This is a genomic window from Rugamonas rubra (genome assembly GCF_900114705.1).
GTDB classification, from domain to species: domain Bacteria; phylum Pseudomonadota; class Gammaproteobacteria; order Burkholderiales; family Burkholderiaceae_D; genus Rugamonas; species Rugamonas rubra.
This window is the reverse complement of record NZ_FOTW01000005.1, coordinates 12,807-39,656: the sequence shown is the minus strand read 5'-3', so window position 1 is coordinate 39,656 and position 26,850 is coordinate 12,807. Positions and strand designations below refer to the sequence as shown.

Annotated in this window: 20 protein-coding genes; 15 read left to right on the top strand and 5 right to left on the bottom strand. The window is 67.4% G+C overall.

All coding sequences use genetic code 11. From position 1 onward, the window contains the following. Positions 1 to 29: 29 nt before the first annotated feature. Together mbnB and mbnC are read left to right on the top strand one after the other, a co-directional pair. Positions 30 to 863 (top strand): methanobactin biosynthesis protein MbnB, encoded by an 834-nt coding sequence (gene mbnB, locus BM252_RS02720; protein ID WP_093383377.1) that lies wholly within the window; start codon positions 30 to 32, stop codon positions 861 to 863. Beyond that, positions 860 to 1,459, top strand: coding sequence for a methanobactin biosynthesis protein MbnC (mbnC, locus tag BM252_RS02715; protein ID WP_093383375.1), 600 nt, complete (start codon positions 860 to 862; stop codon positions 1,457 to 1,459). Before mbnB ends, mbnC begins: the two co-directional genes overlap by 4 nt. A gap of 10 nt (positions 1,460 to 1,469) precedes the next feature. Here mbnC and BM252_RS02710 read toward each other — a convergent pair whose 3' ends face one another. The 3 genes from BM252_RS02710 to BM252_RS02700 all read right to left on the bottom strand — a co-directional run bounded on the left by BM252_RS02710 (position 1,470) and on the right by BM252_RS02700 (position 5,325). Continuing rightward, entirely contained in the window at positions 1,470 to 2,828 is a 1,359-nt protein-coding gene (locus tag BM252_RS02710; protein WP_093383372.1) for a 3-oxoacyl-ACP reductase, read from the bottom strand. A 67-nt stretch (positions 2,829 to 2,895) separates the two neighbouring features. After that, positions 2,896 to 4,440 carry a carboxylesterase/lipase family protein gene (locus BM252_RS02705; RefSeq protein WP_093383370.1) on the bottom strand — a complete coding sequence of 515 codons (1,545 nt, stop codon included), beginning with the start codon at positions 4,438 to 4,440 and terminating at the stop codon, positions 2,896 to 2,898. Between the two features lie 84 nt (positions 4,441 to 4,524). Beyond that, entirely contained in the window at positions 4,525 to 5,325 is an 801-nt protein-coding gene (locus tag BM252_RS02700; protein WP_093383368.1) for a TetR/AcrR family transcriptional regulator, read from the bottom strand. Between the two features lie 382 nt (positions 5,326 to 5,707). Here BM252_RS02700 and BM252_RS02695 point away from each other — a divergent pair, with 382 nt between their 5' ends. Next, complete coding sequence (locus BM252_RS02695; protein WP_093383366.1) at positions 5,708 to 8,587, top strand: TonB-dependent receptor domain-containing protein; 2,880 nt, start codon at positions 5,708 to 5,710, stop codon at positions 8,585 to 8,587. 117 nt (positions 8,588 to 8,704) lie between these two features. Here BM252_RS02695 and BM252_RS02690 read toward each other — a convergent pair whose 3' ends face one another. Both BM252_RS02690 and BM252_RS02685 read right to left on the bottom strand, forming a co-directional pair. Next, positions 8,705 to 9,781, bottom strand: a complete 1,077-nt coding sequence (locus BM252_RS02690; RefSeq protein ID WP_093383364.1) for a hypothetical protein — start codon at positions 9,779 to 9,781, stop codon at positions 8,705 to 8,707. 56 nt (positions 9,782 to 9,837) lie between these two features. Further along, complete coding sequence (locus BM252_RS02685) at positions 9,838 to 11,220, bottom strand: amino acid permease (protein ID WP_093383361.1); 1,383 nt, start codon at positions 11,218 to 11,220, stop codon at positions 9,838 to 9,840. A 334-nt stretch (positions 11,221 to 11,554) separates the two neighbouring features. Between BM252_RS02685 and BM252_RS02680 the strand changes: the two genes are divergently transcribed. From BM252_RS02680 to BM252_RS02625, 12 genes are all read left to right on the top strand, one after another. Next, a complete protein-coding gene (locus BM252_RS02680) occupies positions 11,555 to 12,328 on the top strand; it encodes a ferredoxin--NADP reductase (RefSeq protein WP_093383359.1) in 774 nt (257 codons plus the stop codon). A 430-nt stretch (positions 12,329 to 12,758) separates the two neighbouring features. After that, positions 12,759 to 13,394, top strand: coding sequence for a Pvc16 family protein (locus tag BM252_RS02675; protein ID WP_093383356.1), 636 nt, complete (start codon positions 12,759 to 12,761; stop codon positions 13,392 to 13,394). 13 nt (positions 13,395 to 13,407) lie between these two features. Then, positions 13,408 to 14,826, top strand: coding sequence for a phage tail sheath family protein (locus tag BM252_RS02670; protein WP_093383353.1), 1,419 nt, complete (start codon positions 13,408 to 13,410; stop codon positions 14,824 to 14,826). Between the two features lie 38 nt (positions 14,827 to 14,864). Continuing rightward, a complete protein-coding gene (locus tag BM252_RS02665) occupies positions 14,865 to 15,302 on the top strand; it encodes a phage tail protein (protein WP_093383350.1) in 438 nt (145 codons plus the stop codon). Positions 15,303 to 15,315: 13 nt separating this feature from the next. Further along, positions 15,316 to 15,753: a phage tail protein gene (locus tag BM252_RS02660; protein ID WP_093383347.1), complete on the top strand. Its 438-nt coding sequence runs from the start codon at positions 15,316 to 15,318 to the stop codon at positions 15,751 to 15,753. 52 nt (positions 15,754 to 15,805) lie between these two features. Next, entirely contained in the window at positions 15,806 to 15,994 is a 189-nt protein-coding gene (locus tag BM252_RS02655) for a DUF5908 family protein (RefSeq protein WP_093383344.1), read from the top strand. Further along, a complete protein-coding gene (locus BM252_RS02650; RefSeq protein ID WP_093383341.1) occupies positions 15,994 to 16,701 on the top strand; it encodes a CIS tube protein in 708 nt (235 codons plus the stop codon). Before BM252_RS02655 ends, BM252_RS02650 begins: the two co-directional genes overlap by 1 nt. Then, positions 16,698 to 18,464, top strand: coding sequence for a type VI secretion system tip protein VgrG (gene vgrG, locus BM252_RS02645; RefSeq protein ID WP_093383338.1), 1,767 nt, complete (start codon positions 16,698 to 16,700; stop codon positions 18,462 to 18,464). Before BM252_RS02650 ends, vgrG begins: the two co-directional genes overlap by 4 nt. Positions 18,465 to 18,483: 19 nt before the next feature. Continuing rightward, the gene (locus BM252_RS02640) at positions 18,484 to 18,753 is read left to right on the top strand and encodes a PAAR domain-containing protein (RefSeq protein ID WP_093383335.1); all 270 of its coding nucleotides are present in this window, start codon (positions 18,484 to 18,486) and stop codon (positions 18,751 to 18,753) included. A gap of 2 nt (positions 18,754 to 18,755) precedes the next feature. Continuing rightward, positions 18,756 to 19,190, top strand: a complete 435-nt coding sequence (locus BM252_RS02635; RefSeq protein WP_093383332.1) for a GPW/gp25 family protein — start codon at positions 18,756 to 18,758, stop codon at positions 19,188 to 19,190. Positions 19,191 to 19,203: 13 nt separating this feature from the next. Continuing rightward, positions 19,204 to 22,884, top strand: coding sequence for a baseplate J/gp47 family protein (locus tag BM252_RS02630; protein ID WP_093383329.1), 3,681 nt, complete (start codon positions 19,204 to 19,206; stop codon positions 22,882 to 22,884). Further along, entirely contained in the window at positions 22,881 to 26,789 is a 3,909-nt protein-coding gene (locus tag BM252_RS02625; RefSeq protein ID WP_174900396.1) for a hypothetical protein, read from the top strand. The genes BM252_RS02630 and BM252_RS02625 overlap by 4 nt, the downstream gene beginning before the upstream one ends. Positions 26,790 to 26,850 lie beyond the last annotated feature (61 nt).

Sequence of the window (26,850 nt, the reverse complement as noted above, 5' to 3'; positions counted from 1 at the left end):
CGCCGCCGCCCGTTTTGAAGGGAGTATGTATGCGCATTGGATTCAACTTCACACTGGGCGAAACGCTGCCCCTGGTCAGACAGTTGGCGCAAGAGGGCGCCATCGATTACTGCGAACTGCTGATCGATAACTTCATGCAGGTGCCGCCGCAGGAACTGGCCGAGGCCTTCGACGTTCCAGTCGGCTTCCATATCATGTTCTCCCGCTTCATCGAAAGCGACGAGGAGCAACTGCGCGACTTCGCGGCGCGCCTGCGGCCCTACATCGAGGCGCTGCGGCCGCTGTACGTGTCCGACCACATCGCCTACTTCAGCCACCAGGGCCGCGCCCTGTACCATCTCGGCGAGATCGACTACGCCGCCGACTACGAGCGCGTGCGCGCGCGTGCCGCGCTGTGGCAGTCGCTGCTGGGACAAACCATCCACTTCGAGAACTACCCGTCCATCGTCGACGGCGGCCACGCCGCGCCGGCCTTCTTCCAACGCCTGGCCCGGGACACCGGCGCCGGCGTGCTGTTCGACGTCTCCAACGCGGTCTGCGCCTGGCGCAACGACGGCCCGGAGGTGGCGGCGTGGCGCGGTGTGATGGCCGGCGCCAGCCACTTCCACGTGGGCGGATATGCCGGCGCCTTCATCGACGAGGGCGTCACCGTCGACACCCACGACCGCGCGCTGGCGCAGGACACGCTCGACAGCCTGCGGCGCCACCGCGACGTGCTGGACAAGCCCGGCGCCACCATCACCTACGAGCGCGACGAGAACATCGACATCGACGGCGTGCGCGCCGATCTGCTGGCCTTGCGCGCCATCTTCCCGCGTGGCCAGGCGCGCCAGCCTGCGCCGGCGGAAGCGGTGGCGTCATGAACGCGCCGACGACGGCGGCCGCCGGCGCGGCGCCCGGCCGCCAAGTCAAGGACAGCGAGCTGCTGGCGCGCCTGGCCGACCCCGCCGCGCGCGGCGACTTCCCGCCCGGCTGCCGCGCCCACGTGCGCATCGACATCAGCATCCGCGCCTACTGGCACACGCTGTTCGACATCTGCCCCGGTCTGCTCGACATCGCCGACCCCGACGGCATGGCGATCTTCGCGCCCTTCATGGACTGGGCGCGGCGCGAAAACCTCACCATGGGCTGGTCGTTCTATATATGGGTTGGACGCTGGCTAGCGCAATCGCCATGGCGCGAACGCCTCGACGAGGAGTTGACGCAGGCGCTGCTGTCCGCCTCGGCCGCGCGCTGGGCGGTGCTCGACCGCAGCGCCGACGTCGGCGTGGTGCTCGGCCGGCGCGGCAGCGACGATTGGATTATCGGCTGGAAGCCCAACACCTTGGCCGCCGGCCGGCGCGTCGAGCTGGTCTCGCTGGACGGCCAGCTGCCGCGTCCCGCCGAGGACGTGGGCGTGTTCCACCTCGCCGGCTACGAGTTGGACAGCTTCCCAGGCTGGCTGGCGCTGCCGCGCTAGCCGGCAGCGCTCAGGCGCCGATCAGGCCCTGGCCGCAGACCCGGATGGTCTCGCCGCTGACGCCGTAGCAGCCCGGCGTGCAGAGGAAGGCGATCAGCTCGGCGGCGTCGCGCGGCTGGCCGCCCTGTTGCAGGGAGTTGGCGCGGCGCCCGATCTCGCGGCTCAGGAAGGGCATCTGCGCCGTCATCGCCGTTTCGATGAAGCCCGGCGCGATGGCGTTGATGGCGATGCCGCGCGGCGCCAGCAACGGCGCCTGCGCCGCCACATAGCCGATCAGCGCGGCCTTGCTGGTGGCGTAGTTGGTCTGGCCATAGTTGCCGGCCACGCCGCTGATCGACGACAGACAGACCACACGGCCCTCGTCGCGCAGCGCGCCGCCCGCCAGCAGCTCGGCGTCGATCGCCACGATGGCGGCGAAGTTGATGCCGACCACCATGTCCCAGTAGTGTTCCTTCATGTTCGCCAGCGTGCGGTCGCGGGTGATGCCGGCGTTGTGCACGACGATGTCGACGCCGCCGAACTTCTCCTTGAGGAAGGCGGCCAACCGCGCCGGCGCCTCGGCCGTGGCGATATCCAGCGGCAGCGCCGTGGCGCCCATCGCGCCGCACACGCGCGCCAGTTCCTCGGCCGCCGCCGGCACGTCCAGGCAAACCACGTGGGCGCCTTCCTGCGCCAGGCGCTGCGCCGTCGCCAGGCCGATGCCGCGCGCCGCGCCGGTGACCAGCGCCACCTTGCCGGCCAACGCGGCGGTGTGGGGCAGCGCCGCCGGTGCGGCCACGCGCGCCGTCAGCCGCAGCGTCTGGCCGGACACGTAGGTGGTCTGCACGCCGCCGAAGAAGCGCAGCACGCCGGCCAGCCGGTCCACCGCGTCCGGCGCCACATAGGCCAGGTTGACGGTGATGCCTTGTTTGCCCAGCTCCTTGCCCAGCGAGCGGTTGAAGCCCTCGACGCCGCGCGCGGCGGCCGCCGCCACCGGCTCGGCGGCCAGCTCCGGCGGCGCCGCGACGATCAGCACGCGGCCGTTGCGGGCGACGCGGCGCATCAGCGGGTGGAAGCTGTCGTACAGCGCGCGCAGCGCGGCCGGCGTGGCGCAGCCTGTGGCGTCGAGCAGCACGACGTCGATGCGCGCGGCGGCGTCGGCCGGCGCCTGTCGCAGCGGCGTGGCGCCGGCCGCGCCGGCGGCGCCGCTCAGCGCCTCGGCCGCGTAGCCGCCGGCTGCGCCGGCCAGCAGCACCGTTTTGCCGGTGAAGGGCAGGGCGACATAGCCGCCCTCGGCGCGCGCCAGTTCGACCGGGTTGGGCAGGCCGAGCGCCTTGATGAGGGCTGCGCCGGCGCGGTTGCGGCTCATTTTGATGAGTACATCGGACATAGTTTGGCCTTGTCGGTATAGATTTCGTGCTTATGATACTTGGGATGCGGCGCCGCCGTGGCGGCGTTTAGCGCGGCCGGCCGCGCCCGCCACCGACGGCGCGCGCCAGCGTCGCCAACGTGGTCGTCAGCCGACTCTTCAGGGTGAACAGGGCGATGATCCAGCGCATGCGCCGCTCGTGCCAATCCAGTCCCTTGCGCGGCACCGGGCTGATGCGCCCGTGCGGCGCCTGGAACAACATCCATTCGTCGCTGCCGGCGCGATAGCGCGGCCAGCCCTCGCCGGGCACGCCGTGGTGGGCGAAGGCGACCCAGCGGCGGTGCATGTCGAGCGCCAGTTGCCGGTCCGGCGCGCGCGGCGCCACGCCGTCCGGCCGGCTATCCAGGGTCTGGAACACGAAGCCGATCTCGCTGCCGTGGCCGGCACGCGGCGAATCGCCGCCGGCGTCGGCCTGGTCGAACAGGTAGAGGTAGGCCGGGCTGCGCCGGCGCCGGCGCGCCACCCAGCGCGCCGGCGCGACGAAGAGCATGTCGCGGAACAGCAGCCGGGCCGAGCCCTCCGGCGCCAAGCCGTAGCAGGCGCCGGCCTTGGCCAGCAGCGCCGGCTTCAAGCCCTTCAGGTAGCGCTCGAACCCGCCGGGATAGTTGAGTAGCGAGTCCTCGCCGCTGTTGGCGCCGATGATCAGCGGGATATGCGCCGCCGCCTCGCGCGCCAGGGCCGGCGTCAAGTCCTGCGGCAGCAGCCGGCCGTCGATCACCGGCTGGAACTCGCCGGGCACGGCGGCCACCAGCTCGGCCGGCAGGGCACGCAACTGCTCCAGCGTGGCCTGCGCGCCGGGCAGGCCGAGCGTGCTGGCCAGGGCCGCGCCGCGCGCCTCCACCTTCTTGAGTGGATTGGGCGGGAACCAGCCGCCGCCCGATTGCACGATCGCCTGCTGGAACAAGCCTTGGGCGGACGGGCAGGCCATGAGGGCGAGCACGTGGAAGCCGCCCATCGATTCGCCGAACAGGGTGACGCGCCGCGGGTCGCCGCCGAACGCGGCGATGTTGTCGCGCACCCAGCGCAGCGCGGCGATCTGGTCCATGATGCCGAACGAGGCCAGCGGCTCGTCCGGCGCCGCCGCGCGGCGCAGCGCCGGGTGGCCGAAAAAGCCCAGCTGTCCCAGGCGGTAGTTCAGGGTGACCAGCACCACGCCGTCGGCGGCGAAGGCGCCGCCGTCGTAGAACGGCAGGGAGCCGGCGCCCATGCGGCCGGAGCCGCCGTGCAGCCAGACCATGACCGGCGCGCCATGGCGGCACGCCGCCGGCGCGTCGGCACCGCCACCGAGCGCCGGCGCCCAGACGTTGAGCGTCAGGCAGTCCTCGCTGAACGGCGCGCCGGCGCCGCCGATTGTGCGCAGGTCGGCGATGCCTTCCGGGCCGGCCTGGTGGGCCGAGGGGCCGAACTCCAACGCCGCGCGCTCGCCGCTCCACGCTGCCACCGGCTGCGGCGGTCGCCAGCGCAGCTCGCCGACCGGTGGCGCCGCATAGGGAATGCCCTTGTAGACCTGGACACGTCCATCCGACCGGCCGACCAGCGCGCCGTCGGCCGTCATCACTCGAGAGATTTGCATATGCCTTCGCCCGTGGGCGGTGTGGGAGTAGAGGGGGGGGGGCGGGCGGCGCGTCCGGCCTGGCCGGAACGGCCGCCACCCGGCTTAGCCGCGCACGCGGCTCTTGACGCGCTTGCGCGGCAGGGCGTTGAAGCCGGCCGTGTAGACGCCAATGAGGTGTTTGCCGATCGAGCGCATGTCGGTGGACTTGCACAGTCCGCCGGAGAAGCGGTCGATTAGTCCGGTCTGCGCCAGCGACATCGACAGCGCGCCCGACAGCAAATGGTAGTACCAGTACAGGTCCTCCTCGCCGACCCCGGTAGCCAGCCGGCGCAGCATCGGCAGGAACACGCGGATCACCGGGTCGAAGTAGTCGCGCAGGATGTCGCCGCCGCCGCCCCAGGCCGGCAACGTGCCGATCTGCGCCACCAGTGTGCCGAAGGTGCGCCAGCCTTCGCCGCCGTTGCTCATGATGTCGACCACCGGGTCGAGGTAGGCCCCCAGCAGTCCTTCGATCGTCATGTTGTCGCCGGCCGCCGCCTCGTAGTCGCGCAGCACGCGCAGGCGGATCTCGTTGATGACCACCGAGCGGCGCGTCAGCACCGCGTCGAGCAGCGCGCGCTTGTCGTCGTAGTAGTAGCGGATCAGCGCCGTTTGCACCTCGCACTGCTGGGCGATGTCGTTCAGCGTCACACCGTAGAAGCCCAGTTTGGCGAAGTTGGTCTCGGCGCAGTCGAGGATCTTCTGCATCGATTCGGCGCGGCGTTCGGCCTGCTTGCGGCGGGTGCCGCCGGCATCCTTGTCCTTCGCCTCGAGGTCCTTGCTTGGCGCCGCCGCCAGCTTGCCGTCCTTCTTGGTGCCGGTCTTTGTCGCGACTTTCGTGCTTACCTTGCTCGTCGTTGCCATCGTGTTGCCTAGTGTGTGGGTCGAAGTGAAAAATATTTGTATGGATTCTACTTACTTCTTGCCTTGGGAGGAAAGGTTTTTCTAATTCTTGCTTATTTGGCCCATTGAATGCGTAATTCTATGTGTATTTCTTTCTTTTGTAGGAAAGAAGTATTTTTTGACGAGGTATTGACGAGACCGTATATTCGACTCACACGGAAAACATAATTTCCGGCCCCCACTCAAGGAATGCTCGTTGCCGTGCGGTCCGGCCGGCCGTCACGCAGAGCGTGACAGGCGCGGGCGGCGGGGGACCGGACCAGACAAACGACGTCCACGACGACGTCACAAGGAGACCAGCATGCGCAAGGCCGACTCACGTTTCAAAACCAGATTGCGAGTTGTGGCGGGTAACGCCATCGGCGTGGTGTTCGCCACCGCCGCCAGCGCCGCCGGCGCCCAAGGCGCGCCGCCCGGCGGCGAGGGCGAGGGCGGTGCCACCGCCAATACCAAGACGAATGCCGCCAGCGCCAGCGCCAGCGCCGCCGGCAGCATGGCGGTGGTCGAGATCAGCGGCACCCGCACCATGCGCGACGGTTCGCTGGCGCCGACCCCGGTCACCGTGGTGACGGCCGAGCAGCTCAACGCCGCCTCGCCGGGCACCATCGCCAGCGCCTTGTCGATGCTGCCGGTGTTCCGTGGCTCGACCACCCCGGCCAGCGGCAACGTCTCGTCGACCGGCCCCAACTCCGGCGCCTTCCTCAACCTGCGCAACCTGGGCGCGCAGCGCACGTTGGTGCTGATCGACGGCCGCCGCGCCGCACCGTCCGCCGTCAGCGGCGCCACCGACACCAATCTGCTGCCGCAGGAGCTGGTCAAGCGCGTCGACATCGTCACCGGCGGCGCCTCCGCCGCCTACGGTTCGGACGCGGTGGCCGGCGTGGTCAACTTCATCCTCGACACACGCTTCAAGGGTATCAAGGGCAGCGTGCAGGGGGGGCAGTCGAACTACGACGACAACCGCTCGCGCAAATTCACCCTGACCGGCGGCAGTGACTTCAACGGCGGCCGTGGCCGCGTCGTCGCCAGCGCCGCCTACTACCGCGCCGACGGCGTCGACAGCACCTTGTCGCGGCCCTTCGGTGCGCGCGCCGGCGTGGTGCTGCCCGATCCGGCCAATCCCGCCCAAAACATCCTGGTCACCAACTACCACAACACCGTGCTCAGCCCGGGCGGCCTGCTGTTCGGCGGCGCCGGCATCGGCATGGGCACAAGCCAGTTCGGCCCGGCCGGCGCGGTGCGCCCGTTCAGCCCCGGCAGCATCGTCGACGGCGTGCAGGTCGGCGGCGAGGGCCTGACCGGCCAAACCAACCTGATCGCCGGCGTCAAGTCGCACAGCGCCTTCACCCACGTCGAGTACGACCTGGGCGCCGACCTGACGGTGTTCGCCGAGGGCTCGCTCGGCGGCGTCAACAACCGCTACCCGCAAACCTCCAACTTCCAGCTGCCCGGCTATAACTCGCCGACCTTCATGCTCGGCAATCCCTTCATTCCGGCGGCGTTGCAGGCGACCATGCTGGCGAACAAGCAGCCCGGCTTCCAGATCGGCCGCTTCGACCAGGATATGCCGACCAGCACGGCGGACGCCACCAACCGGACCAGCAACTTCGTCACCGGCTTCCGCTGGCGCGCGCCGAACAACTGGAAGGTGGACGGCTACTGGGAGCACGGCAAGAACCGCCAGACCATCAACACCGAGAACAACCTGAACTACGCCCGCTTCTTCGCCGCCACCGACGTGGTGTCCGATCCCGTCGGCGGCGCGCCCGTCTGCCGCGTCGCCTTGACCCATCCCGGCCTGTATCCGGGCTGCGCGCCGCTCAACTTGTTCGGCGCCGGCGCACCGTCGGCCGCCGCCACCGCCTACGTCCAGGGCGTTTCCACGTACACCGCCACGCTCAAGCAGGACGTCGCCGCCTTGACCGTGCGCGGCGCGCCGTTCGAACTGCCGGCCGGCGACGTGCGCGTCGCCAGCGGCGTGGAGTACCGCAAGGAGTCGGTGGCGCAGACCACCGACGCCACCTCGGTGACGCCGGTGGCGCCGACCGGCCTGCGCCAGGTGCCGTCGGCGGTGCTGGGGGGCGCCGGCGGCTGGCAGTTGACCAACCCGCAGCCACTGGGCGGCAGCTACCAGATCCGCGAGGGCTTTGTCGAAGTGGACGCGCCGCTGCTGGCCGAGCGCGCCTTCGCCAAGGAGTTGAACGTCAACGCCGCGCTGCGCTATGCCGACTACAGCACCAGCGGCGGCGTCACCACCAGTAAGATCGGCCTGACCTGGGCGCCGGTGAACGAGCTGCGCCTGCGCGCCGCCAAGTCGCGCGACATCCGCGCGCCCAACGTCTCCGAGCTGTTCTCCGGCTCGGTGCAGGGCCAGGCGACGGTGCGCGACACGATCAACAACGTCGCCGCCAATGCCGTTGTCAGCCAGTTGGGCAATCCCGACCTGCGGCCGGAAAAGGCCAACACCGTCACCTACGGCCTGGTGTATCAGCCATCCTTCGTGTCCGGCCTGTCGCTGGCGCTCGACCATTTCAGCATCGACCTGGGCGGCGTGATCGGCGCGCTGACCCCGCAGGAGACCATCAACAAGTGCGCGGCCGGCGTGCCGGAGCAGTGCGCCAATCTGATCTGGACCAATCCGGCGGCGCGCACGGGACTGATCCGCGTGCTGATGCCGCAGCGGAACCTGTCCTCGCTGAAGACCTCCGGTTACGACGTCGAGTTGAGCTACCGTGCCAAGGCGTCGAAGCTGTGGCCGGCGCTGAACGGCGAACTGACGCTGCGCGCCTTCGCCACCTATCTGGACGCCTACACCACCACCTCGCCGGGCAGCGCCCCGCTGGAGTATGCCGGCGTGGTCGGCACCTCGAACAACCCGCGCCTGACCGCCACCCTCAGCGCCGACTACCGCAACGGCCCGCTCGGCGTGTATCTACAGTTGCGCCACATCGGCCGCGCCAAGTTCCAGGCGGCGACCGAGTACTTCAATCCCGCGCTGGCCGACAATTCGGTGCCGTCGATCCGTTATGTGGACGCGACCTTGAACTACCAACTGCCCGGCAGGCGCGGTGTGCAGCTGTTCGCCACGGTGAACAATCTGTTCAACAAGCAGCCGCCGCTGCTGCCGGTGTATGGCTCGTTCAACCTGATGTACCCGACCAATCCCAGCGTGTATGACGTGGTCGGGCGCTACATCTCGGCCGGCGTGCGCTTCCAGTTCTGATGTCGGCGTCCCGCTGGTGCGTGCTTTTCCATCCTGTAGCCGCGCGGGATGGCGCATGTGGAGGGGCGCGATGTCAGCGCCGCCCACGCCGTCCCCGGCGACAACGGGCTGATCGTGCTATTTCTTCAGCACATTCGTTTTGGCGGCGGTTTGGCGCGCAACAGCCGGTAGAGGCGCCGGTTTTTTCAGGTTCAACGCAGTCGTCAAGGTGTTCCCCAAGCCGCTGTTGCTTAAGTCGAGGATGAGCGTCGCGGAGCAAAACTGATCGACGGCGGCGAGCGCGGTCGTGGCTTGCTCCAACGTCATTGTGCCGGCTCCCCCGACGCTCGCTGTCGTCAATAGCCATTCCCGCAATAGCGCGCCGGTGTTGATGTCGATTGACTGGGTGATTTTGGCCGACTGCTTGCCTGGCGCTGGAGCGGGGTTCCCCAAGTTGGTTTTGACAACATCCAAAATCGCCTGCTGCAAGGTGCAATAGTAGGGTTCCGCCCGGCTGCTGGGCCAGATGGAATAGAGAATGTCCGGCATTTGCGATATGCGTGTTTCTGCCACAAGCCGCTGAAACCGGTTGCGCAATTCGATGAGCTTGCTGAGTTGGAAATGCGGCTCCTGCTTGACGTCGATGGAGTATCCCTCGACCTTGTCCAGAAGCTTCTGCAGGCTTTGTTCGGCGAATTCGGCGACGTCGTTGCGCGTATTGGCGTCGATTTTCTTTCCCCAGTCGGCGGACTGTTCAACTGACAACCTAGCCACGTCGCTTTTATGTTGCAACTTGGCCTGCACGACGATCAGACGGTAGCCTGCCGCTGTTCCGCCCGGTAGGCCCGGCGTGGCGAGGAGCAGCGCGAAATCGGCGCCGATGAGTGATTCGCTTTTCTTGCTGTAGTGAATCCAGCAGAGATCGCCGGGCGGCGGCCCGTCCCACACCCAGCAAGCCGACCACATGCGGGCGGCTCCCGCCAGCGCCGACATGAAGGCGGCCGTGATGGCCTCCTCGTCCAGGCCGCTGCCGAATACGCTGGTTTGCAGTAGGGCGAAGGCTTCCTCCAGGACGACGGTGGCGCGCGGCGCCGGCGCGGGCAGCGGTACAGCTTTGGATTTTTGTACCGCGCCGGCGACGATTTCCGCCAGCGTCTGGCAGGCCAGCGAATACGCCGACGGGGTCTGTGTCGCGTCGCCGGGGTTCGGGCTCATGATGTCCTCGTTAAATCTGCAGAAATGAAAACCCCTCCGTACGGAGGGGCGGTGGTCTAACGTTGCGAACCGGCCAGCGGCGCGGCCGAGCCGGCTCCCTTGCGCTGGCGCACCCAGTAGCCGACGCCCAGCAGGCCCAGCCAAGCCGGGATCAGGTAGACCGACAGGCGCAGGTCCGGCGTCAGGAACATCACCACCAGGATGCCGGCCAGGAAGGCCAGGCACAGGTAGTTGGTCAGCGGATAGCCCAGGCTGCGGAAGGCCGTGCTCTGGCCGGCGGCGCTCTTGGCGGCGCGGAAGCGCAGGTGGATCCAGCTGATCATCGCCCAGTTGATGATCAGGGCGGACACCACCAGGCCCATCAGCATTTCAAACGCCTTGCCCGGCATGAAATAGTTGACCAGCACGCAGATGCCGGTGGCGGTGGCCGACACCGCCAGCGCCGTCAGCGGCACGCCGCGGCCGTTGACCTTGAGCAGCGAACGCGGCGCGTTGCCCTGCATGGCCAGGCCGTACAGCATGCGCGTGTTGCAATAGACGCAGCTGTTGTAGACCGACAACGCGGCCGTCAACACCACCACGTTGAGCACGTTGGCGACCATGTTGCTGTTCAAGGCGTGGAAGATCAGCACGAAGGGGCTGCCGCCGGTGACCACGTTTTGCCACGGATACAAGGACAGCAGGATGCCCAGCGCGCCGATGTAGAAGATCAGAATGCGGTAGATCGCCTGGTTGGTGGCGCTGGGAATGGTTTTGGACGGGTCGTCCGCCTCGGCGGCGGTGATGCCGACCAGTTCCAGCCCGCCGAAGGAGAACATGATGACGGCCATCGCCATCACCAGGCCGCCGAAGCCGTTGGGGAAGAAACCGCCGTGCCGCCACAGGTTGGCGACGCTGGCCTGTGGCCCGGCCTCGCCGGACACCAGCAGGTAGGCGCCGAAACCGATCATGCCGACGATGGCCACCACCTTGATGATGGCAAACCAGAACTCCATCTCGCCGAAGGCCTTGACGTTGCACAGGCTGATGGCGTTGATGACGACGAAAAAGCCCAGCGCCGACACCCACGAGGGGATCGCCGGCCACCAATACTGCACGTAGATGCCGACCGCCGACAGCTCGGCCATGCTGACGAGCACATACAGCACCCAGTAGTTCCAGCCCGACATGAAGCCGGCCAGGTGGCCGCAATACTTGTTGGCGAAGTAGCTGAACGAGCCGGCGACCGGCTCGTCGACCACCATCTCGCCGAGCTGGCGCATGATCAGGAAGGCGATCACGCCGGCCAGCGCGTAGCCCAGCAGCACCGAGGGGCCGGCCATCTTGATCGTCTGCGCGATGCCCAGGAACAGGCCCGTGCCGATCGCCCCGCCCAGCGCAATGAGCTGGATGTGGCGGCTTTTCAAGCCCCGTTTGAGTTCGTTCTTACCATCTACCATCGTGTCCCCTGGATTGTTTGCAGGTTTTTAGGTCAACGCATCGTATGCGCGCCGTGCTTTGAAAGCAGGTGATTTTAATCCATAGTCAAGAAGTAAAGGGGCGAAACCTTGCTTGGTCGGCATCGTTGTGGGCGTGGGGCGACGAATGCAGCCGGCGCGGCGTTCTTGATCGAGCTCAAGAAACTAAATGCCGGCGAGAAATATGTGCAAGTTCCGCCTGCCCTCATCCCCCCTAAAACCCTTGCAGCCAGCATGGTTTGCCCCAGGCCGGCTATGCTGCGGACGGCAGGTCTGGTATGCTTACGCCTTCTAAAATTCTTATGACGACCACACCGTGAGTAATATGAATGAGGAGCGCGTCTTAAGCGTTCACCACTGGACCGACCGTTTGTTCTCTTTCACCACGACGCGCGATCCGGCGTTGCGGTTCTCCAACGGCCACTTTACGATGATCGGCCTGCGCGTCGACGGCAAGCCGCTGCTGCGCGCCTATTCCATCGTCAGCGCCAACTACGAAGACCATCTGGAATTTCTGAGCATCAAGGTGCCGGAAGGTCCGCTGACCTCGCGCCTGCAACACATCAAGGTGGGCGACACCGTCATCGTCGGCCGCAAGCCGACCGGCACCCTGGTGGCCGACTACCTGCTGCCGGGCAAGCGCCTGTACCTGCTGTCGACCGGCACCGGCCTGGCGCCGTTCATGAGCATCGTGCGCGACCCGGAAGTGTATGAAAAGTTCGACCAGATCATCCTGGTGCACGGCGTGCGTCAAGTCGACGAGCTGGCCTACCACGACCTGCTGGTCGAGCACCTGCCGAACCACGAGTTCCTCGGCGACATGGTCACCAGCAAGCTGCGCTACTACCCGACCGTCACCCGCGAAGCCTACCGCAACACCGGCCGTATCACCGACCTGATGGCCAGCGGCAAGCTGTTCGAGGACCTCGGCGTGCCGCCGCTGGACCCGGCCGTCGACCGTATGATGATCTGCGGCAGCGCCTCGATGCTCAAGGAACTGAAGGACATGTTCGAAGAGCGCGGCTTCAAGGAAGGCAACACCTCGACCCCTGGCGACTTCGTCATCGAGCGCGCCTTCGCCGAGAAGTAATCCGCCTGCGCGGTACTGCAATGCCCAGCCCGGCGGCCGCGCCGCCGGGTCTATTCCTCCCCATCCCCCCATCACATAGCGGAACAGCAATTCCTCTTATGTTGCGGTAATAATCCTTTCCCTAGCAATTTATTCTTTCCCGCAACTGGAATTAAATCGAAGAAATTGGATTTTTGGAAATTGAATTGCTCCTCCGTTGCAGTTGGAAACAGCCGGCAAATGTATTGCGCAAACAAGCGCCATTTGGCATGGTTTTTTTCTTGACGCGATAAACATTCCGTTGTAACTTGGTCGCATCGACAACGCTTGAGTCCGCTTACTTCCGGGCTTGCCGTGGTCGACCCGCGCCGGCAATCGGCGGGGGTTTTATTCGCCAATAAAAACTATCCGATATTCCCGATCGAGTTCACTGCTTCCAATAGGAATTGCAATGATATCGCACGCCTTGACCATTATCGTCAACGAGTTGAACCGGCATTTGTTGGCATACGGCCCGGTCGCCACGCCGATGGTCGAGCTGGGCAATATCGCCGAGGGCTTCAAGGCCAGCGCCAGCGGCAGCGGGGTGTCGCGCGAGGTGTTGAATATGCAGCTCGTCAATATCCGGGAAGAGAAATCGCTGAAAAACCTGCCCAATTTCACCCGCGACGAGGTTAATCAACGGGCCCTGTACGAAAATCCGCCGGTGTTCTTGAATTTTCAAATTCTTATTGTCGCCACCCACACCAGTTATACCGGCGCGACCTTGATGTTATCGCGCGCCATACGCTTCTTCCAATTGAATAATACCTTCACGCAAACCAGTGTCGCCCCGGCGTCGATCACCAGCAACGCGCCGCTCAATCCGCTCGACCGCCTGGCCCAATTCAAATTGATATTCGACCTCTATTCGCCGGCCATGGAGGAGGTGAACCACATGTGGGGTACGCTGGGCGGCAAGCAATACCCCTTTGTGCTGTATTTGATGCGCATGCTGGATTTGAAATTCGAGGCGCCGCAAAACGAAGAAAAACTTATCGTCGAAACCCAGTCCAACGTTCATCCGATAAGCCCAATTCCTTTCTGAAAGAGGTGAAGAAATGGCACAGGTCTACAAGACTCCCGGCGTGTATATCGAGGAAATCCCGAAATTTCCGCCCATCATCTCGGCGGTGGAGACGGCGATCCCGGCCTTTATCGGCTACACCGAAACCTCGGTCGACGTGCCCGTCAACAAGCCATTCCGCATCACCTCGATGGTCGAGTACGAGCAGCACTTCGGCAAGCCGCAGCTGGAGACCGCGATGAAGGTGGCCGGCGTCGAGGTCAAGGACGGCGCCGGCAACGTGACCGGGCAGAAGTTCACCGCCACGCTGGCGGCGGCCGACCGCTCCAAGCACATCATGTTCTATGCCGTGCAGATGTTCTTCGCCAACGGCGGCGGCCCCTGCTACATCGTCTCGGTGGGCCTGTACAAGACGCCCTCGGCGCTGCTGCTGGCCGACCTGCAGGCCGGTCTGGCCGCGCTGGAGAAGGTCGACGAGCCGACCCTGATCGTGGTCCCCGAGGCGCAGGCGCTGAGCATCTCCGACTTCAAGGCGATCGAGGAGGCCGCGCTGGCCCAGTGCAACCTGCTCAAGGACCGCTTCGTCATCATGGACGTGCACGGCGACGCCTTGTCGCCGGGCGACCCGAACGCCAACATCCTGACCATCGTCGACACCTTCCGCAACAGCGGCATCGGCATCAACAACCTCAAGTACGGCGCCGCCTACGCGCCCAACCTGGACACGATCCTCGACTTCGTCGTCGACGAGACCACCACGGCGGTCAGCTACTTCATCGCCGGCGTGCCGGGCGGCGCCATGCTCAACACCCTGGCCACCGGCAACAGCCTGATCTACGAGAGCGCCAAGGCGGCCATCCGCGACCTGCCATGCACCTTGCCGCCCAGCTCGACCATGGCCGGCATCTACGCCGCCGTCGACGCCGACCGCGGCGTCTGGAAGGCGCCGGCCAACGTCAGCGTGGCGGCGGTGGTCAAGCCCAGCATCGAGTTCACCAACCGCGACCAGGAGACCATCAACGACGACGCCGTGGCCGGCAAGTCGGTCAACGCGATCCGCCCCTTCACCGGCAAGGGCACGCTGGTGTGGGGCGCGCGCACCCTGGCCGGCAACGACGCCGAGTGGCGCTACGTCAATGTGCGGCGCCTGTTCATCTTCATCGAGGAGTCGGTCAACAAGGCCTGCGGCAGCTTCGTCTTCGAGCCGAACGACGCCAACACCTGGGTCAAGGTGCAGGCCATGATCGAGAACTTCCTCACCGTGCAGTGGCGCCAGGGCGCGCTGCAGGGGGCCAAGCCGGACCAGGCCTTCTTCGTCTCGGTCGGCCTGGGCAAGACGATGACGGCGCAGGATCTGCTGGAGGGCCGCATGATCGTCGAGGTCGGCCTGGCGGCGGTGCGGCCGGCCGAGTTCATCATCCTGCGCTTCTCGCACAAGCTGGCGCAGGCCTGAGCCGGGGCGTTTTTCCACCTTACGACAAGGAGTAGGTCATGGCACAAGACTATCCCATCCCGCGCTTCCACTTCCAGGTCGACTGGGGCGGCGCCAAGATCAGCTTCACCGAGGTCACCGGCCTGGTGATGGAGCGCGAAAAGATCGAATACCGCCACAGCGACAGCAAGGACTTCAACAAGATCGCCATGCCGGGCATGGTCAAGAACGCCAACATCACGCTCAAGCGCGGCAAGTTCGAGGGCGACTTCGACTACAACAAGTGGCTCGACGACATCGCCAACGAGCGTTCCGAGGGCCGCCGCGACGTCACCATCCGCCTGCTCAACGAGAAGCATCTGCCGGTGGCGGCGTGGTCGGCGACGCGCTGCTTCCCGGTCAAGATCAGCGCGCCGGACCTCAAGTCGGACGCCAACGAGACCGCCATCGAGAGCCTGGAGATCGCCCACGAGGGTCTGAAGCTGATGAAGATCTGAGCCGGCGGCCGCGATGAACGACTACTACCCGCCGTGGAGCTTCTACTACAAGGTCGAATTCGGCGTCAGCAAGGACAAGAACGACGCGCGTTTCCAGACCGTGTCCGGGCTGTCCGTCGAATACGACATGGAGGAGTTCAAGGAGGGCGGCGAGAACCGCTTCACCCACAAGCTGCCGGTGCGCACCAAGTACGCCGACCTGGTGCTCAAGCGTGGCATGTTGACCGATTCGGCGGTGATCGCCTGGTTCTTCGACGCCTTCCGCGAGCGCCAGTTCGCGCCGACCGACGTCAACGTGATCTTGATGAACGCCGACGGCGAGCCGCTGCGCAGCTGGAAAATCGCCCAGGCGATCCCGAAGAAGTGGTCGATCAGCGACCTGAACTCGGGCGAGAACAGCGTGGTCATCGAGAGTATGGAGCTGTCCTACCGCTACTTCACCATCCAGTAGCGGCGGCGCGGCGCAACGCAGGGGATGGCGCGCGGCGCCGGGGAAGAGCGAGATGCCGATAGAGATCAGGGAGCTGCACATCAAGGTCGCCGTCACCGGCGGCGGCCCCGGCGCGGGCGGCGGCGCGGCCGCCCAGCCGCCCGGCGCGGCCGACGGCGCCGGCGAACAGGCGCAGCAGGCCCTGGTGGCCGAGTGCGTCGAGCAGGTGCTGCGCATCCTGCAAAACAAAATGGAGCGTTGATGGCCACCCAGGGCAAACTCGAGAAGATGCTGATCCTGGCCTTCGACACGGCCAGCGCGGCCGAGAACGGCGGCAAGCTGGACGCCAAGGGCCGCTTCGAGGCGCTGATCAACCCGGAGACCTACACCCTCGAGTACAAGGTCAAGACGGCCGAGGGCCAGGGCCAGGGCAGCAGCGGGGCGCAGCAAAAGTTCGCCTACACCATGCCGGAGGAGCTCAGTTTCGAGTTCCTGTTCGACAGCACCGGCATCATCGACGGCAAGCCGAGCAAAGACGGCGTGTTCGACCAGGTCGACGCCTTCCGCAAGCTGCTCACCGAGTACCGGCCCGACTCACACGAACCCTTCCACCTCAAGCTCATCTGGGGCAACCTGATCTTCAAGGGCCGCGCCATCGAGCTGGGCATCACCTACAAGCTGTTCAACCCGGACGGCCAGCCGATCCGCGCCCTGGCGCGCGCCAAGTTCAAGGGCAGCATCGAGGAGCAGAAGCGCATCGCCAAGGAGGACCGCCGCTCGCCCGACCTGACCCACATCCGCACCGTGCGCGGCGGCGACAAGCTGCCGCTGATGTGCTTCGCTGTGTATGGCGACGCGCGCCACTACCTCGACGTGGCCCGCGTCAACGGCCTGGCCGACTTCCGCGCCCTGGTGCCGGGCCAGCAGCTGCTGTTCCCGCCGCTGCGCAAGGCCGGGGGCACGCCATGAGCGACGGCGCCGCCACCCCGGGCAGCAGCTCGGCCGACGTCTGCACCTTCGCCGTGCTGGTCGAGGGCAAGGACGTGTCGGGCCAGTTCCATGTGCTGGCGCTGGAGGTGGGGCGCGAGTTGAACCGCATCCCGACGGCGCTGATCGAGCTGCGCGACGGCGACGCCGCGCAGTCCACCTTCCAGGCCAGCGAGGCCGACCAATTCGTCCCCGGCAAACAGATCGAGATCAAGCTGGGCTACCAGGCCAAGAACGACACCGTGTTCAAGGGCGTGATCGTCAAGCACAGCCTGCGCGTGCGCAAGAACTCCAGCCAGTTGCTGATCGACTGCCGCGACGCGGCGGTGAAGATGAGCACCGAGCCGGCCACCCGCCACTTCCAGGCTAAGACCGACAGCGAGATCATCGAACAGCTGGTCGGCGCCTTCGGCCTGCAGCACGACGTCGAGTCGACCGGCGCGGCGCTGGAGGAGCTGGTGCAGTACCAGGCCACCGATTGGGACTTCGTGCTGTGCCGGGCCGAGGCCAACGGCATGGTGGTGCTGGTCGACGACGGCAAGCTCAAGGTGATGAAGCCGGCCACCAGCGCGGCGGCGGCGCTCAGCGTGGCCTTCGGCGCCAGCCTGATCGAGCTGGACGCGGAGATCGACGCGCGCTGCCAGAGCAAGGCGGTGCACGCCAGCAGCTGGAGCGCGGCCGACCAGAAGCTGCTGGTGGCCGAGGCCAGCGAGGGCCAGGCCGGTTCCAGCGGCAACCTGCAGCCGGCCGACCTGGCCAAGGTGGCGGCCGGCAAAGCCCTGCTGCTGCGCCACGGCGGCCAGCTGGGGCAGGGCGAGTTGCAGGCCTGGGCCGACGCCCAGCTGCAGCGCGAGCGCCTGGCCAAGGTGCGCGGGCGCGCCCGCTGCCAGGGCCTGGCGGCGCTCAAGCCGGGCGACCTGATGGAGCTGAAGGGCGTCGGCCGGCGCTTCGAGGGCAAGCTGTACGTGTCCGGCGTGCGCCACAGCGTCGTCGGCGGCAATTGGGAGACCGACGTGCAGTTCGGCCTGGCCGCGCAGCAGTTCGTGGCGGCGGCCAATCTGCGGCCGCTGCCGGCGTCCGGCCTGCTGCCGGCCGTCAGCGGCCTGCAGATCGGCGTGGTCAGCGCGCTGGAGGGCGACCCGGCGCACGAGGAGCGCATCGCCGTGCGCCTGCCCTTCGCCGACAACTCGACCGACGGCGTGTGGAGCCGCATCGCCTGCCTGGACGCCGGCAAGGAGCGCGGCACCTTCTTCCGTCCCGAGGTGGGCGACGAGGTGGTGGTAGGTTTCCTCGACAGCGACCCGCGCCACCCGGTGGTGCTGGGCATGTGCCACAGCAGCGCCAAGGCGGCGCCGGAGCCGATCGCCGACAAGAACGACAAGAAGGGCTACGTCAGCCGCGCCAAGCTGCGCCTGCTGTTCGACGACGACAAGAAGAGCGCGCTGCTGGAGACGCCGGCCGGCAACCGCGTCACCTTGTCGGAGGACGCCAAGGGCATCGTGCTGGAGGACCAGAACGGCAACAAGATCACGCTGGACGACAGCGGCATCAAGATCGAGAGCAGCAAGGATCTGGTGCTGAAGGCGGCCAAGGACATCAAGCTGGACGGCGTCAACGTCGAGCTGAAGGCCAGTGCCGGCTTCAAGGCGGCCGGCACGTCCAGCGCCGAAGTGTCCGGCGCCAGCACCACGGTGAAGGGCAGCGCGACGGTGGTGGTGCAGGGCGGGATGGTGCAGATTAACTGAGCGGACAGGGGAGGGCAGCATGCTGCCAGCAGCGCGGGTAAGCGACATGATCGTCAGCACGGCCACCTTTGGCGCGCCGGTGCCCATCATTCCGCCGGGGGCGCCGACGGTGCTGATCGGCGGCCTGCCGGCGGCGCGCGTGGGCGACAGCTGCGGCGCCGACGCCATCGTCAAGGGTTCGATGACGGTGCTGATCGGCGGCATGCCGGCGGCCCGCCTGGCCGACCTGACCGGCGGCGGCGGCGCGGTGGTCGGCCCCGGCGCGCCCAACGTATTGATCGGAGGCTGAGCATGCGCCGCGATTACCTGGGCCGTGGCTGGAGCTTCCCGCCCACCTTCAAGCGCCAGCGCGGCGGTGTCGACATGCTGGAGGACGAGGCCGACATCGCCTCCAGCCTGGAGATCCTGCTGACCACCGCGCTGGGCGAGCGCACCATGCTGCCGCAGTACGGCTGCAACCTCGACGAGCTGGTGTTCGAGAGCCTGGACACGCGCATGAAGACGCTGATGGCCGACAAGGTGCAGACCGCCATCCTGTACTTCGAGCCGCGCATCGAGATCGAGACGGTGCGGCTGGACGACAGCCGGGAGCTGGAGGGACTGATCCTGATCGAGGTGGTGTACATGGTCAAGGCCACCAACTCGCGCTTCAATTTCGTCTTCCCGTTCTACAAACTGGAAGGCACCGACATCAACCTCACCACCACGGTGAACCTCTTGCCATAGCGCGGGTGCCCGGATGCCGCAAATCGACTGCACGCACAACACCGATCCGCTCAAGCTGGTGCGCGAGGGCCTAAGCCAGGCGCAGCGCCAGTTGGCGGCGCTGGCGCCGGAGTTCGCGCCGGTGGACCAGCACGGCCCGGCGCACCGGATGATCTTCGCCCGCGCCTACTCGGCCTACCTGCGCTTCTTCAACGAGAAGAACCTGGACGCAGGCGACTGGCAGCCGTTCTTCAGCAGCGACGTGTCGGTGCAACTGGCGGTGGCGTCGGTGCAGGACGTCGGCTACTACAAGGCCAACATCAAGGCCAACTTCGACTTCCTCGACAAGCTCGACAACGACGCCGACCTGGCCGGCCTGCGCCTGAACCTGGGCCAGCTGTTCGGCAGCGCCGCCACGCTGGCGGCCCAACTGGACCAGCTGGCGCTGGGCCTACCGCACGAGCTGCCCTTGCAGGCGCAGCTGCAAAACCTGATCCGCCGCCAGTTGGCGCCGGCCCTCAAGTCGCTGCTGTTGTATCACCGCGACGGCCTGCTGGCCGCCTCGCCGCCGCCGGCCGGGCCGTACCTGACCGAGGCGGCGCCGTCGTTCGACATCCTCGGCGCCGCCCACACGCTGCCGCAGGCCTTGCAAACGCCCGGCCGGCCGCTGTCGCTGGACTGGATCGCCGACGATGCCGCCACCACCTGGCCGCAGTACCTGGCCAACCTGGACAATCTGCTGCTGTATCCCGACACCGGCGTCTACGGCAGCGGCAGCACCTTGTTCAGCCGCGTCAACCACATCGCCACGCACAACCTGTTCACCTCGATCTTCGAGCGCTTCCTCAAGGTCTACGCCCGCACGGTGGGCGCGGCGGCCGAGGCGCTGGAGGCCAGCTTCACCGCACGCGACACGCACGAGCCGCACTACGGCCTGTTCCTCGCCTTCCTGCGCCTGTACGAGCGGGTGCGCGCGGAGTCGAACACGCTGACGGCACGCCACTTGGACTTCTACTACCGCGAGGTGTTGCGCTTGAGGGAGAAGGGCGCCCAGCCCGCCCACGCGCACCTGCTGGGCGAGCTGGCCAAGGCGGTGCCGGACCATTTGATGGCCGAGGGCACGCTGATCAAGGCCGGCAAGGACGCCAAGGGCAAGGACGCTTTCTTCGCGCTCAGCCGCGACACGGTGCTCAACCAGGCCAGCGTGGCGGCGATGCAAACGGTGTACCGGCACGACGCCGAGCCGGTCGCCGGCGGCGGCCACGACGCCGGCCGCCTGTACGCCTCGCCGGTGGCCAACTCCCTCGACGGCCTGGGCGCGCCGCTGACGCCGGAACTACCGTCCTGGCACCCCTTCCACAACAAGATCTTCGCCAATGGCGCGCTGGCGCAAATCCGTATGCCGACTGCCACGCTCGGCTTCGCCGTCGCCTCGCACTATCTGCTGCTGGCCGAAGGCGAGCGCAGCATCGACCTGCGCCTGACTTTGGCGGGGCCGGGGCCGGCTGGGGAGTTGAAGGCCGACGCGCTCTGCCTGCTCAGCACCGCCGCCGGCTGGCTGGAAAAGGCGCCGGACGGCTGGCACATGGACGGCGGCGTGCTGCATCTGAGCCTGCACCTGGGCGGCGCCGAGCCGGCCATTGTCGCCTACCAGGAAAAGATCCACGGCGCGCGCTTCGGCGTCCAACTGCCGGTTCTGCAGGTGCTGCTGCGCCAGCGGCCCGACGCCGACTACCCCTATGCCCGGCTGCAGGACGTGGTGCTGCGCCAGTGCGAGCTGACGGTCGACGTGAGCGGCGTGAAGACGCTCAGCGTGTCGAACGACTTCGGCCCGGTCGACACATCCAAGCCATTCCAGCCCTTCGGCGCGCTGCCGGCCGTCGGCAGCAAGCTGCTGATCGGCGCGCGCGAGGTGTTCCAGAAAAGGCTGGACTCGGCCACCCTGCAGTTCGACTGGCAAACCAAGGCCGTCGCCTATACGACGAGTCCCGCGCCGACCTTCGACGTCGACTATCTGGTCGCCGGACAATGGCAGCTCGCCTTGATGGCGGGGATTTCGCTCGGCGTCGACTCGCTGCCCCTGACCGCGGGCCTGAACCTGACGGTGCGCGAGGCGCCCGACCTGTCGCCGCCCGAGTTCTACGGCAACGAGTCGCGCCAGGGCTATCTGCGCCTGCGCATGGGGACAGATCTCGGACTAGCCCTCTACCAGGCGGCGCTGCTCGCCTACCTGCGCCTGCCGCCCACGCCCACCCCCGGGCCGGCGCCGGCGCCGCCGGTGGCGCCGGTGATGGCCGCGCTGAGCATGGACTACACGGCCAGCCAGACCATCGCCCTCGACAGCACCGACGCCGCCGCGTTCGAGCAGCGCCAGGCCCGCTTCTTCCACGTCGCGCCGTTCGGCCAGGCCGAGCAGCATCCGCTGTTGAACGGCGCGCACAAGACCTGGCTGCTGCCGCAGTTCGTCTTCCACAGCCTCGACTCGGGCATCGAAAGCGGCGGCGAGTTCTACGTCGGCGTGGCCGGCCTGAAGCCGCCGCAGAACTTGGCGCTGCTGATGGAGGTGGTGGCCGGCACGGCCGATCCGCAGACACCCAAGCCGCCGCAGCACGTACTGTGGAGCTACTTGCGCCGCAACGAGTGGGTCGCCTTCGCCAGCAACGAGGTGGGCGACGGCACGGCCGGGCTGCTCGCCTCCGGCATCGTCACGCTCAGCGTGCCGCGCGACGCCAACGCCGACAACACGCTGCTCGCGCCCGGCATGCACTGGATACGCGTGGCGGTGGCGACCAAGGTGGACGCCGTCTGCCGCCTGCTGATGGTGGCGGCGCAGGCGATGGAGGCGCAATTCACGGACCAAGGCAACGACCCGGCCTTCGCCGCGACGGTGCTGCCGGCCGGCTCGGTCACCAAGCTGGCCGCGCCGGACGCCGCCGTCAAGCAGCTCAGCCAACCCTTCGCCAGCTTCGGCGGACGCGGCGCCGAGGCGTCCGGCGATTTCCACACCCGTGTCAGCGAGCGTTTGCGCCACAAGGACCGCGCCATCGCGCTGTGGGACTATGAGCATTTGGTGTTGGAGGCCTTCCCGCAGATCTACAAGGTCAAGTGCCTGAACCACACGCAGTACGAGCCGGCACCCGGCCCCGGCGGCATTTACCGCGAGCTGGCGCCCGGCCACGTCACCGTCGTCACGGTGCCGAACCAGCAGTTCCAGAACCTGCGCGACCCGCTGCGGCCCTACACCAGCCTGGACCTGTTGCTGCAGGTGGAAGCCTTCCTGCGCCAGCGCAGCGGCTGTTTCGTCCAACTCCATGTGCGCAATCCCAAGTTCGAGGAGGTCCGCCTGGACTTCAAGGTGCGCCTGCGCGACGGCTTCGACGAGACCTTCTACGTCAAGCAGCTGCGCGAGGAGATCACCCGTTTCCTGTCGCCGTGGGCCTTCCCGGGCGGCGCAGCGCCCTCGTTCGGCGGCAAGGTCTACAAATCGGTGCTGATCAACTTCGTCGAAGAGCGGCCCTACGTCGACTACGTCAGCGACTTCAAGCTGTTCCACGACACCGACGCGGGACCGGGCACGCTCGACCTGGCCATGGTCAGTGGTTCGCTGGCCGTCTCCATCCTGGTGTCGGTGCCGGCGGCGCGCCACGCCATCGAGGTGCTGCACCCGTTGGCACAGGCCGGCGCCGCCGAACACTGCCCTTGTGAGGCATCATGAGCGCCGATCCCATCACCATTCCGGCCCAGCCGGAGCTGACCCCGGCGGCCGATTTCTTCGGCCTGCGCCGCGAGGGCGTCGGCTTCATCGAGCAGATGTCGAGCGCCGTCTGGACCGACTACAACGCCCACGACCCCGGCATCACCATCCTTGAACAGCTGTGCTTCATGCTCACCGAGCTGGCCTACCGCAACGGATGGGACATCAAGGACATTCTGATGCCCGCCACGCCGCCTGCCGATCCGGCGCAGCCGTATCCGCTGCAGACCTTCTTCACGGCGCGGCAGATCCTCACCGTCAACCCGGTCACGCCGGACGACTTCCGGCGCCTGCTGATCGGCCTGGGGCCGGTGCGCAACGCCTGGGTGTTCTGCAAGCAGTGCGCCTGCGACGTGGTGTACTACGCCTGGTGCGAGCTGGGCCAGCAGGTGTTCAGCTTCGCCAAGCCGGCGCCGGGCGCCAAGCCCGCCAGCCGCGTCGACGTCCAAGGCCTGTACGAGGTGCTGCTGGAACTCGAGGCGGACGCCGAGTCCGGCGACCTGAACGACGCCAAGGTGGAACTGAAGGCCGGCGTCAGCGGGCCGGACGCCAAGCCGCACACGCTGGCGCTGGAGCTGCGCTTCCCCGACTGGGAGCTGGCGCGGCCGGCCGACTGGCTGGCCTTCCTGGCGCCGGGGCCGACGGTGGCGGTCACGCTGCTGTCGCTGGGCGCCACCAAGGTCTACGACGTGATGGGCGACCCCGGCCTGGACCAGGACGGGCGCGACCGCTACCTGCGCCAGCACTGGAACGGCGTGTTCTACCTGGGCTTCGAGGTCGAACTGGCCGGCGCAGTGAAGGTGCGCATCGACAGCGTGGCGCTGCACCTGTTCAGCGACAATCCGACCCGTGGCGTGACCACCGTGCTGGCGCTGCGCGAGCTGCTGCAGGACGCCGGCTCCGGCGGCGCTATCGCGCGCTACCGGGCCAAGGTGCGCAAGGCGGCGCTGGCGCTGGCCGACGCCTGGAGCACGCTGGCGCTGTACCGCAACCTGGACGAGGACTACTGCCGCGTCGCCAGCGTCCACATCGAGGACGTGGCGGTGTGCGCCGACATGGAGGTGGCGGCCGACGCCGACATCGAGCTGGTGCAGGCGCAGGCCTGGTTCCTCATCGAGCGGTACTTCAACCCGCCGGTGCTGCACTACAGCCTGCAGGAGATGCGCGACGCCGGCGTGCCGGTGGAGGACATCTTCAACGGCCCGATGCCCGAGGGCGGTTTCCTCAAGCAGGACGAGCTGGCCGCCGCCGGCCTGAAGACGGTGCTGCGCAGCTCCGACATCATCAACCTGCTGATGGACATCGACGGCGTGGTGGCGGTGGGCAGCCTGCTGCTGTCCAAGTACGACGAGGAGGGCGAGCTGGTCAAGGGCGCCGCCGACCCCACCCTCAACAACGGCATGCTGGTGTTCGACCCCAACAAGGGCAGCGCGGCCTGGCAGTTGTATCTGAGCGCGCTGCACCAGCCGCGCCTGTACTTCAAGCGCTCGCGCTTCCTGTTCACCAAGAACGGCTTGCCCTTCCTGCCGCGCGCCGACGAGGCGGCCGACACGCTGCTGCAACTGCAGGGCGAGGCCGAGCGCGGCAAGATCAAGAACGCGCCGCTGGACCTGCCGGTGCCGTCCGGGACCTTCCGCCAGCTCGGCAACTACTACCCGATGCAGTACGGCTTCCCGCAGACCTACGGCATCGGGGCGGCCGGCTTGGTGGCCAGCGCGCCGCCGCTGCGCCAGGCCCAGGCCAAGCAGTTGCAGGCCTACCTGATGGTGTTCGAGCAGCTGCTGGCCAACGCCGGCGCCCAGCTGGAGCACACGGCGGACCTGTTCTCGCTCGATCCCGGGCAGTCGCGCAGCTACTTCGCGCACAAGCTCAGCGGCGCCGTGATCGAATCCTACGACCAGGTGGTGCAGGGCCTGACGCCGGCCAAGTTGAACATGATGACGGAAACGCCGGTCGAGTTCCATGAGCGGCGCAACCGCTTCCTCGACCACCTGCTGGCGCGCTTCGGCGAGAGCTTCGCCGAGTACGCGCTGCTGCTGACCGACGCCAACGGCGTGCGGACCGGCCTGGCGCGGCTGATCGACGACAAGATCGGCTTCCTCGACGGCTATCCGCGCATCAGCCGCGACCGCGCGCGCGCCTTCGACTACACGCGCCAGCCCTGCGCGCCGGACAATGTGGCCGGCATCAAGCTGCGCGTCAGCCTGCTGCTGGGCTACCCCGAGCTGAACTTTGTCTGGACCATGTCGGCGCCGGCCACCGTCAGCGGCTACGCGCTACAGGACCGGCAGGGCCGCAGTTGGTTGGCGGGCAGCTTTGCCGTGCCGTTCACGGCGGCCGACGCGGCAGCCGCGCAGCAGCAGGCCTACGACTTCACGATCTCGCGCCTGTCGCAGCCCGAGGCCTACCATCTGGTCAAACAGGGCGACCAGTTCTTCGTCAAAGTGCGCGATGTGAACGACCAGCCGATGGGCGCCGGGCCGGAATCCTTCGCCACGCTGTCCGGCGCGCGCGGCGTGATGGACGAGCTGCTGTCGTGGAGCAGCAACCGGCGCGCCATCGTGGTCGAGCACCTGCTGCTGCGGCCCAAGTTCCCCGGCGACGGCCTGATCGCCCCCTGCACCGAGGGCAGTTGCACCAGCTGCGACGACGCCGACCCGTATTCCTTCCGCCTCAGCTTCGTCATGCCCGGCTGGACGGCGCCGTTCAACGACAACCTGGCGCTGCGCGGCTTTGCCGACCGCACCATCCAGCAGGAGCTGCCGGCGCATCTGCTGGCCAAGATCTGCTGGGTCGGCAACGACGGCTTCATCCTCAACCTGTGCGAGCCGGTGGTGGCCGAGGTGGCCCTGTTGCTGGAGACCGAGGGCTTGACCGGCGACGGCCAGCGGCCCGGCGGTGTGGCCGCCTGCGCCTGCGCCGAGGCGCTGTACGCCGGTTTTTCGGCCGTGTTCAACACCTGGTACGCCGACAAGACGCTGGACTACTGGCAGCCGGACGCGCTGGACGCGGCCCTGCAGGTGCTGTTCGCGAGCACGCCGGTCCCCGGCGACTTCTCCTGCACCACGGTGCTAGACGCGGCGCTGTTCGCCAAGGTGAAGGCACTGATGCTGGCGCACTTCCACGCGGTGGTGCTCAGCGGCTGGCAGTTCGAGCGCTTCGAGAACGCCTGGTGCGCCTGGTTGGACGCCAACGCACCCTTCAACTGGACCGAGGAGCGCGTGCAGGACCGGGTGCAGGCGATTCTGGCCGGCGGGCTGGACGTGGTGGCCGACGCGGCGACCAAGGAAGCGCTGTGCCACTGCGCCACCGCCATCACCGTCGCCCGGGGGCTGGAGTTCGACGCCTGGATGACGGCCAACATCGCCGCCGGCAAACAGCCGGCCGACTTCAGCGTGTTCGCGCCGACGCCGGTGCAGTTATGCGCCGGGTTGACGTTCAAAGCCGGCACGGCGGCGCTGGTGGAGGCCCTGCTGGGCGACCGCTACGGCGCGTATGTCGAGGTGTCCTACCGCTTGCGTATTTTGCTGGCGCTGCTGGCCAAGCTGCGCAACATCTACCCGGGCGCCACGCTGCACGACTGCGACGACGGCAGCGACCTCAATCCCGTGCGCCTCGGCAGCACGGCACTGGGCCAGCAGCCGCGCCGCCCGGTGGCGCCGACACCCGAGGTGGAAAACGAGGCGGTGCCCGTACCGGCCCCGGCGCCCACGTTGGCTCCTGCTCCAGACCCTGTGCGAACGGCCGGGACGCCGCCCGCGTTGCCGTCAGTTCCTGCGGCGGCGCCTGCAAAGAACGCATCCCCGGCACCGCAAGCCGCACCGCCCGGGAAGAAGCCGCCCAAACGCGGCAAGGGCCCCAAATAGCTATCCCGGCACGACAACCAGTTCGCCAACACATACGCCATTTCCGAAAGACGGTGCTGAA

What these genes read in the sequence shown, in the direction of transcription:
- BM252_RS02700 (WP_093383368.1), bottom strand. Translation starts at nt 5,325, where the DNA reads ATGGCAACGACGAGCAAGGTAAGCACGAAAGTCGCGACAAAGACCGGC.
- BM252_RS02675 (WP_093383356.1), top strand. Translation starts at nt 12,759, where the DNA reads ATGATATCGCACGCCTTGACCATTATCGTCAACGAGTTGAACCGGCAT.
- vgrG (WP_093383338.1), top strand. Translation starts at nt 16,698, where the DNA reads ATGAGCGACGGCGCCGCCACCCCGGGCAGCAGCTCGGCCGACGTCTGC.
- mbnB (WP_093383377.1), top strand. Translation starts at nt 30, where the DNA reads ATGCGCATTGGATTCAACTTCACACTGGGCGAAACGCTGCCCCTGGTC.
- BM252_RS02665 (WP_093383350.1), top strand. Translation starts at nt 14,865, where the DNA reads ATGGCACAAGACTATCCCATCCCGCGCTTCCACTTCCAGGTCGACTGG.
- BM252_RS02710 (WP_093383372.1), bottom strand. Translation starts at nt 2,828, where the DNA reads ATGTCCGATGTACTCATCAAAATGAGCCGCAACCGCGCCGGCGCAGCC.
- BM252_RS02630 (WP_093383329.1), top strand. Translation starts at nt 19,204, where the DNA reads ATGCCGCAAATCGACTGCACGCACAACACCGATCCGCTCAAGCTGGTG.
- BM252_RS02640 (WP_093383335.1), top strand. Translation starts at nt 18,484, where the DNA reads ATGCTGCCAGCAGCGCGGGTAAGCGACATGATCGTCAGCACGGCCACC.
- BM252_RS02635 (WP_093383332.1), top strand. Translation starts at nt 18,756, where the DNA reads ATGCGCCGCGATTACCTGGGCCGTGGCTGGAGCTTCCCGCCCACCTTC.
- BM252_RS02655 (WP_093383344.1), top strand. Translation starts at nt 15,806, where the DNA reads ATGCCGATAGAGATCAGGGAGCTGCACATCAAGGTCGCCGTCACCGGC.
- BM252_RS02625 (WP_174900396.1), top strand. Translation starts at nt 22,881, where the DNA reads ATGAGCGCCGATCCCATCACCATTCCGGCCCAGCCGGAGCTGACCCCG.
- BM252_RS02705 (WP_093383370.1), bottom strand. Translation starts at nt 4,440, where the DNA reads ATGCAAATCTCTCGAGTGATGACGGCCGACGGCGCGCTGGTCGGCCGG.
- BM252_RS02685 (WP_093383361.1), bottom strand. Translation starts at nt 11,220, where the DNA reads ATGGTAGATGGTAAGAACGAACTCAAACGGGGCTTGAAAAGCCGCCAC.
- BM252_RS02650 (WP_093383341.1), top strand. Translation starts at nt 15,994, where the DNA reads ATGGCCACCCAGGGCAAACTCGAGAAGATGCTGATCCTGGCCTTCGAC.
- BM252_RS02690 (WP_093383364.1), bottom strand. Translation starts at nt 9,781, where the DNA reads ATGAGCCCGAACCCCGGCGACGCGACACAGACCCCGTCGGCGTATTCG.
- mbnC (WP_093383375.1), top strand. Translation starts at nt 860, where the DNA reads ATGAACGCGCCGACGACGGCGGCCGCCGGCGCGGCGCCCGGCCGCCAA.
- BM252_RS02670 (WP_093383353.1), top strand. Translation starts at nt 13,408, where the DNA reads ATGGCACAGGTCTACAAGACTCCCGGCGTGTATATCGAGGAAATCCCG.
- BM252_RS02660 (WP_093383347.1), top strand. Translation starts at nt 15,316, where the DNA reads ATGAACGACTACTACCCGCCGTGGAGCTTCTACTACAAGGTCGAATTC.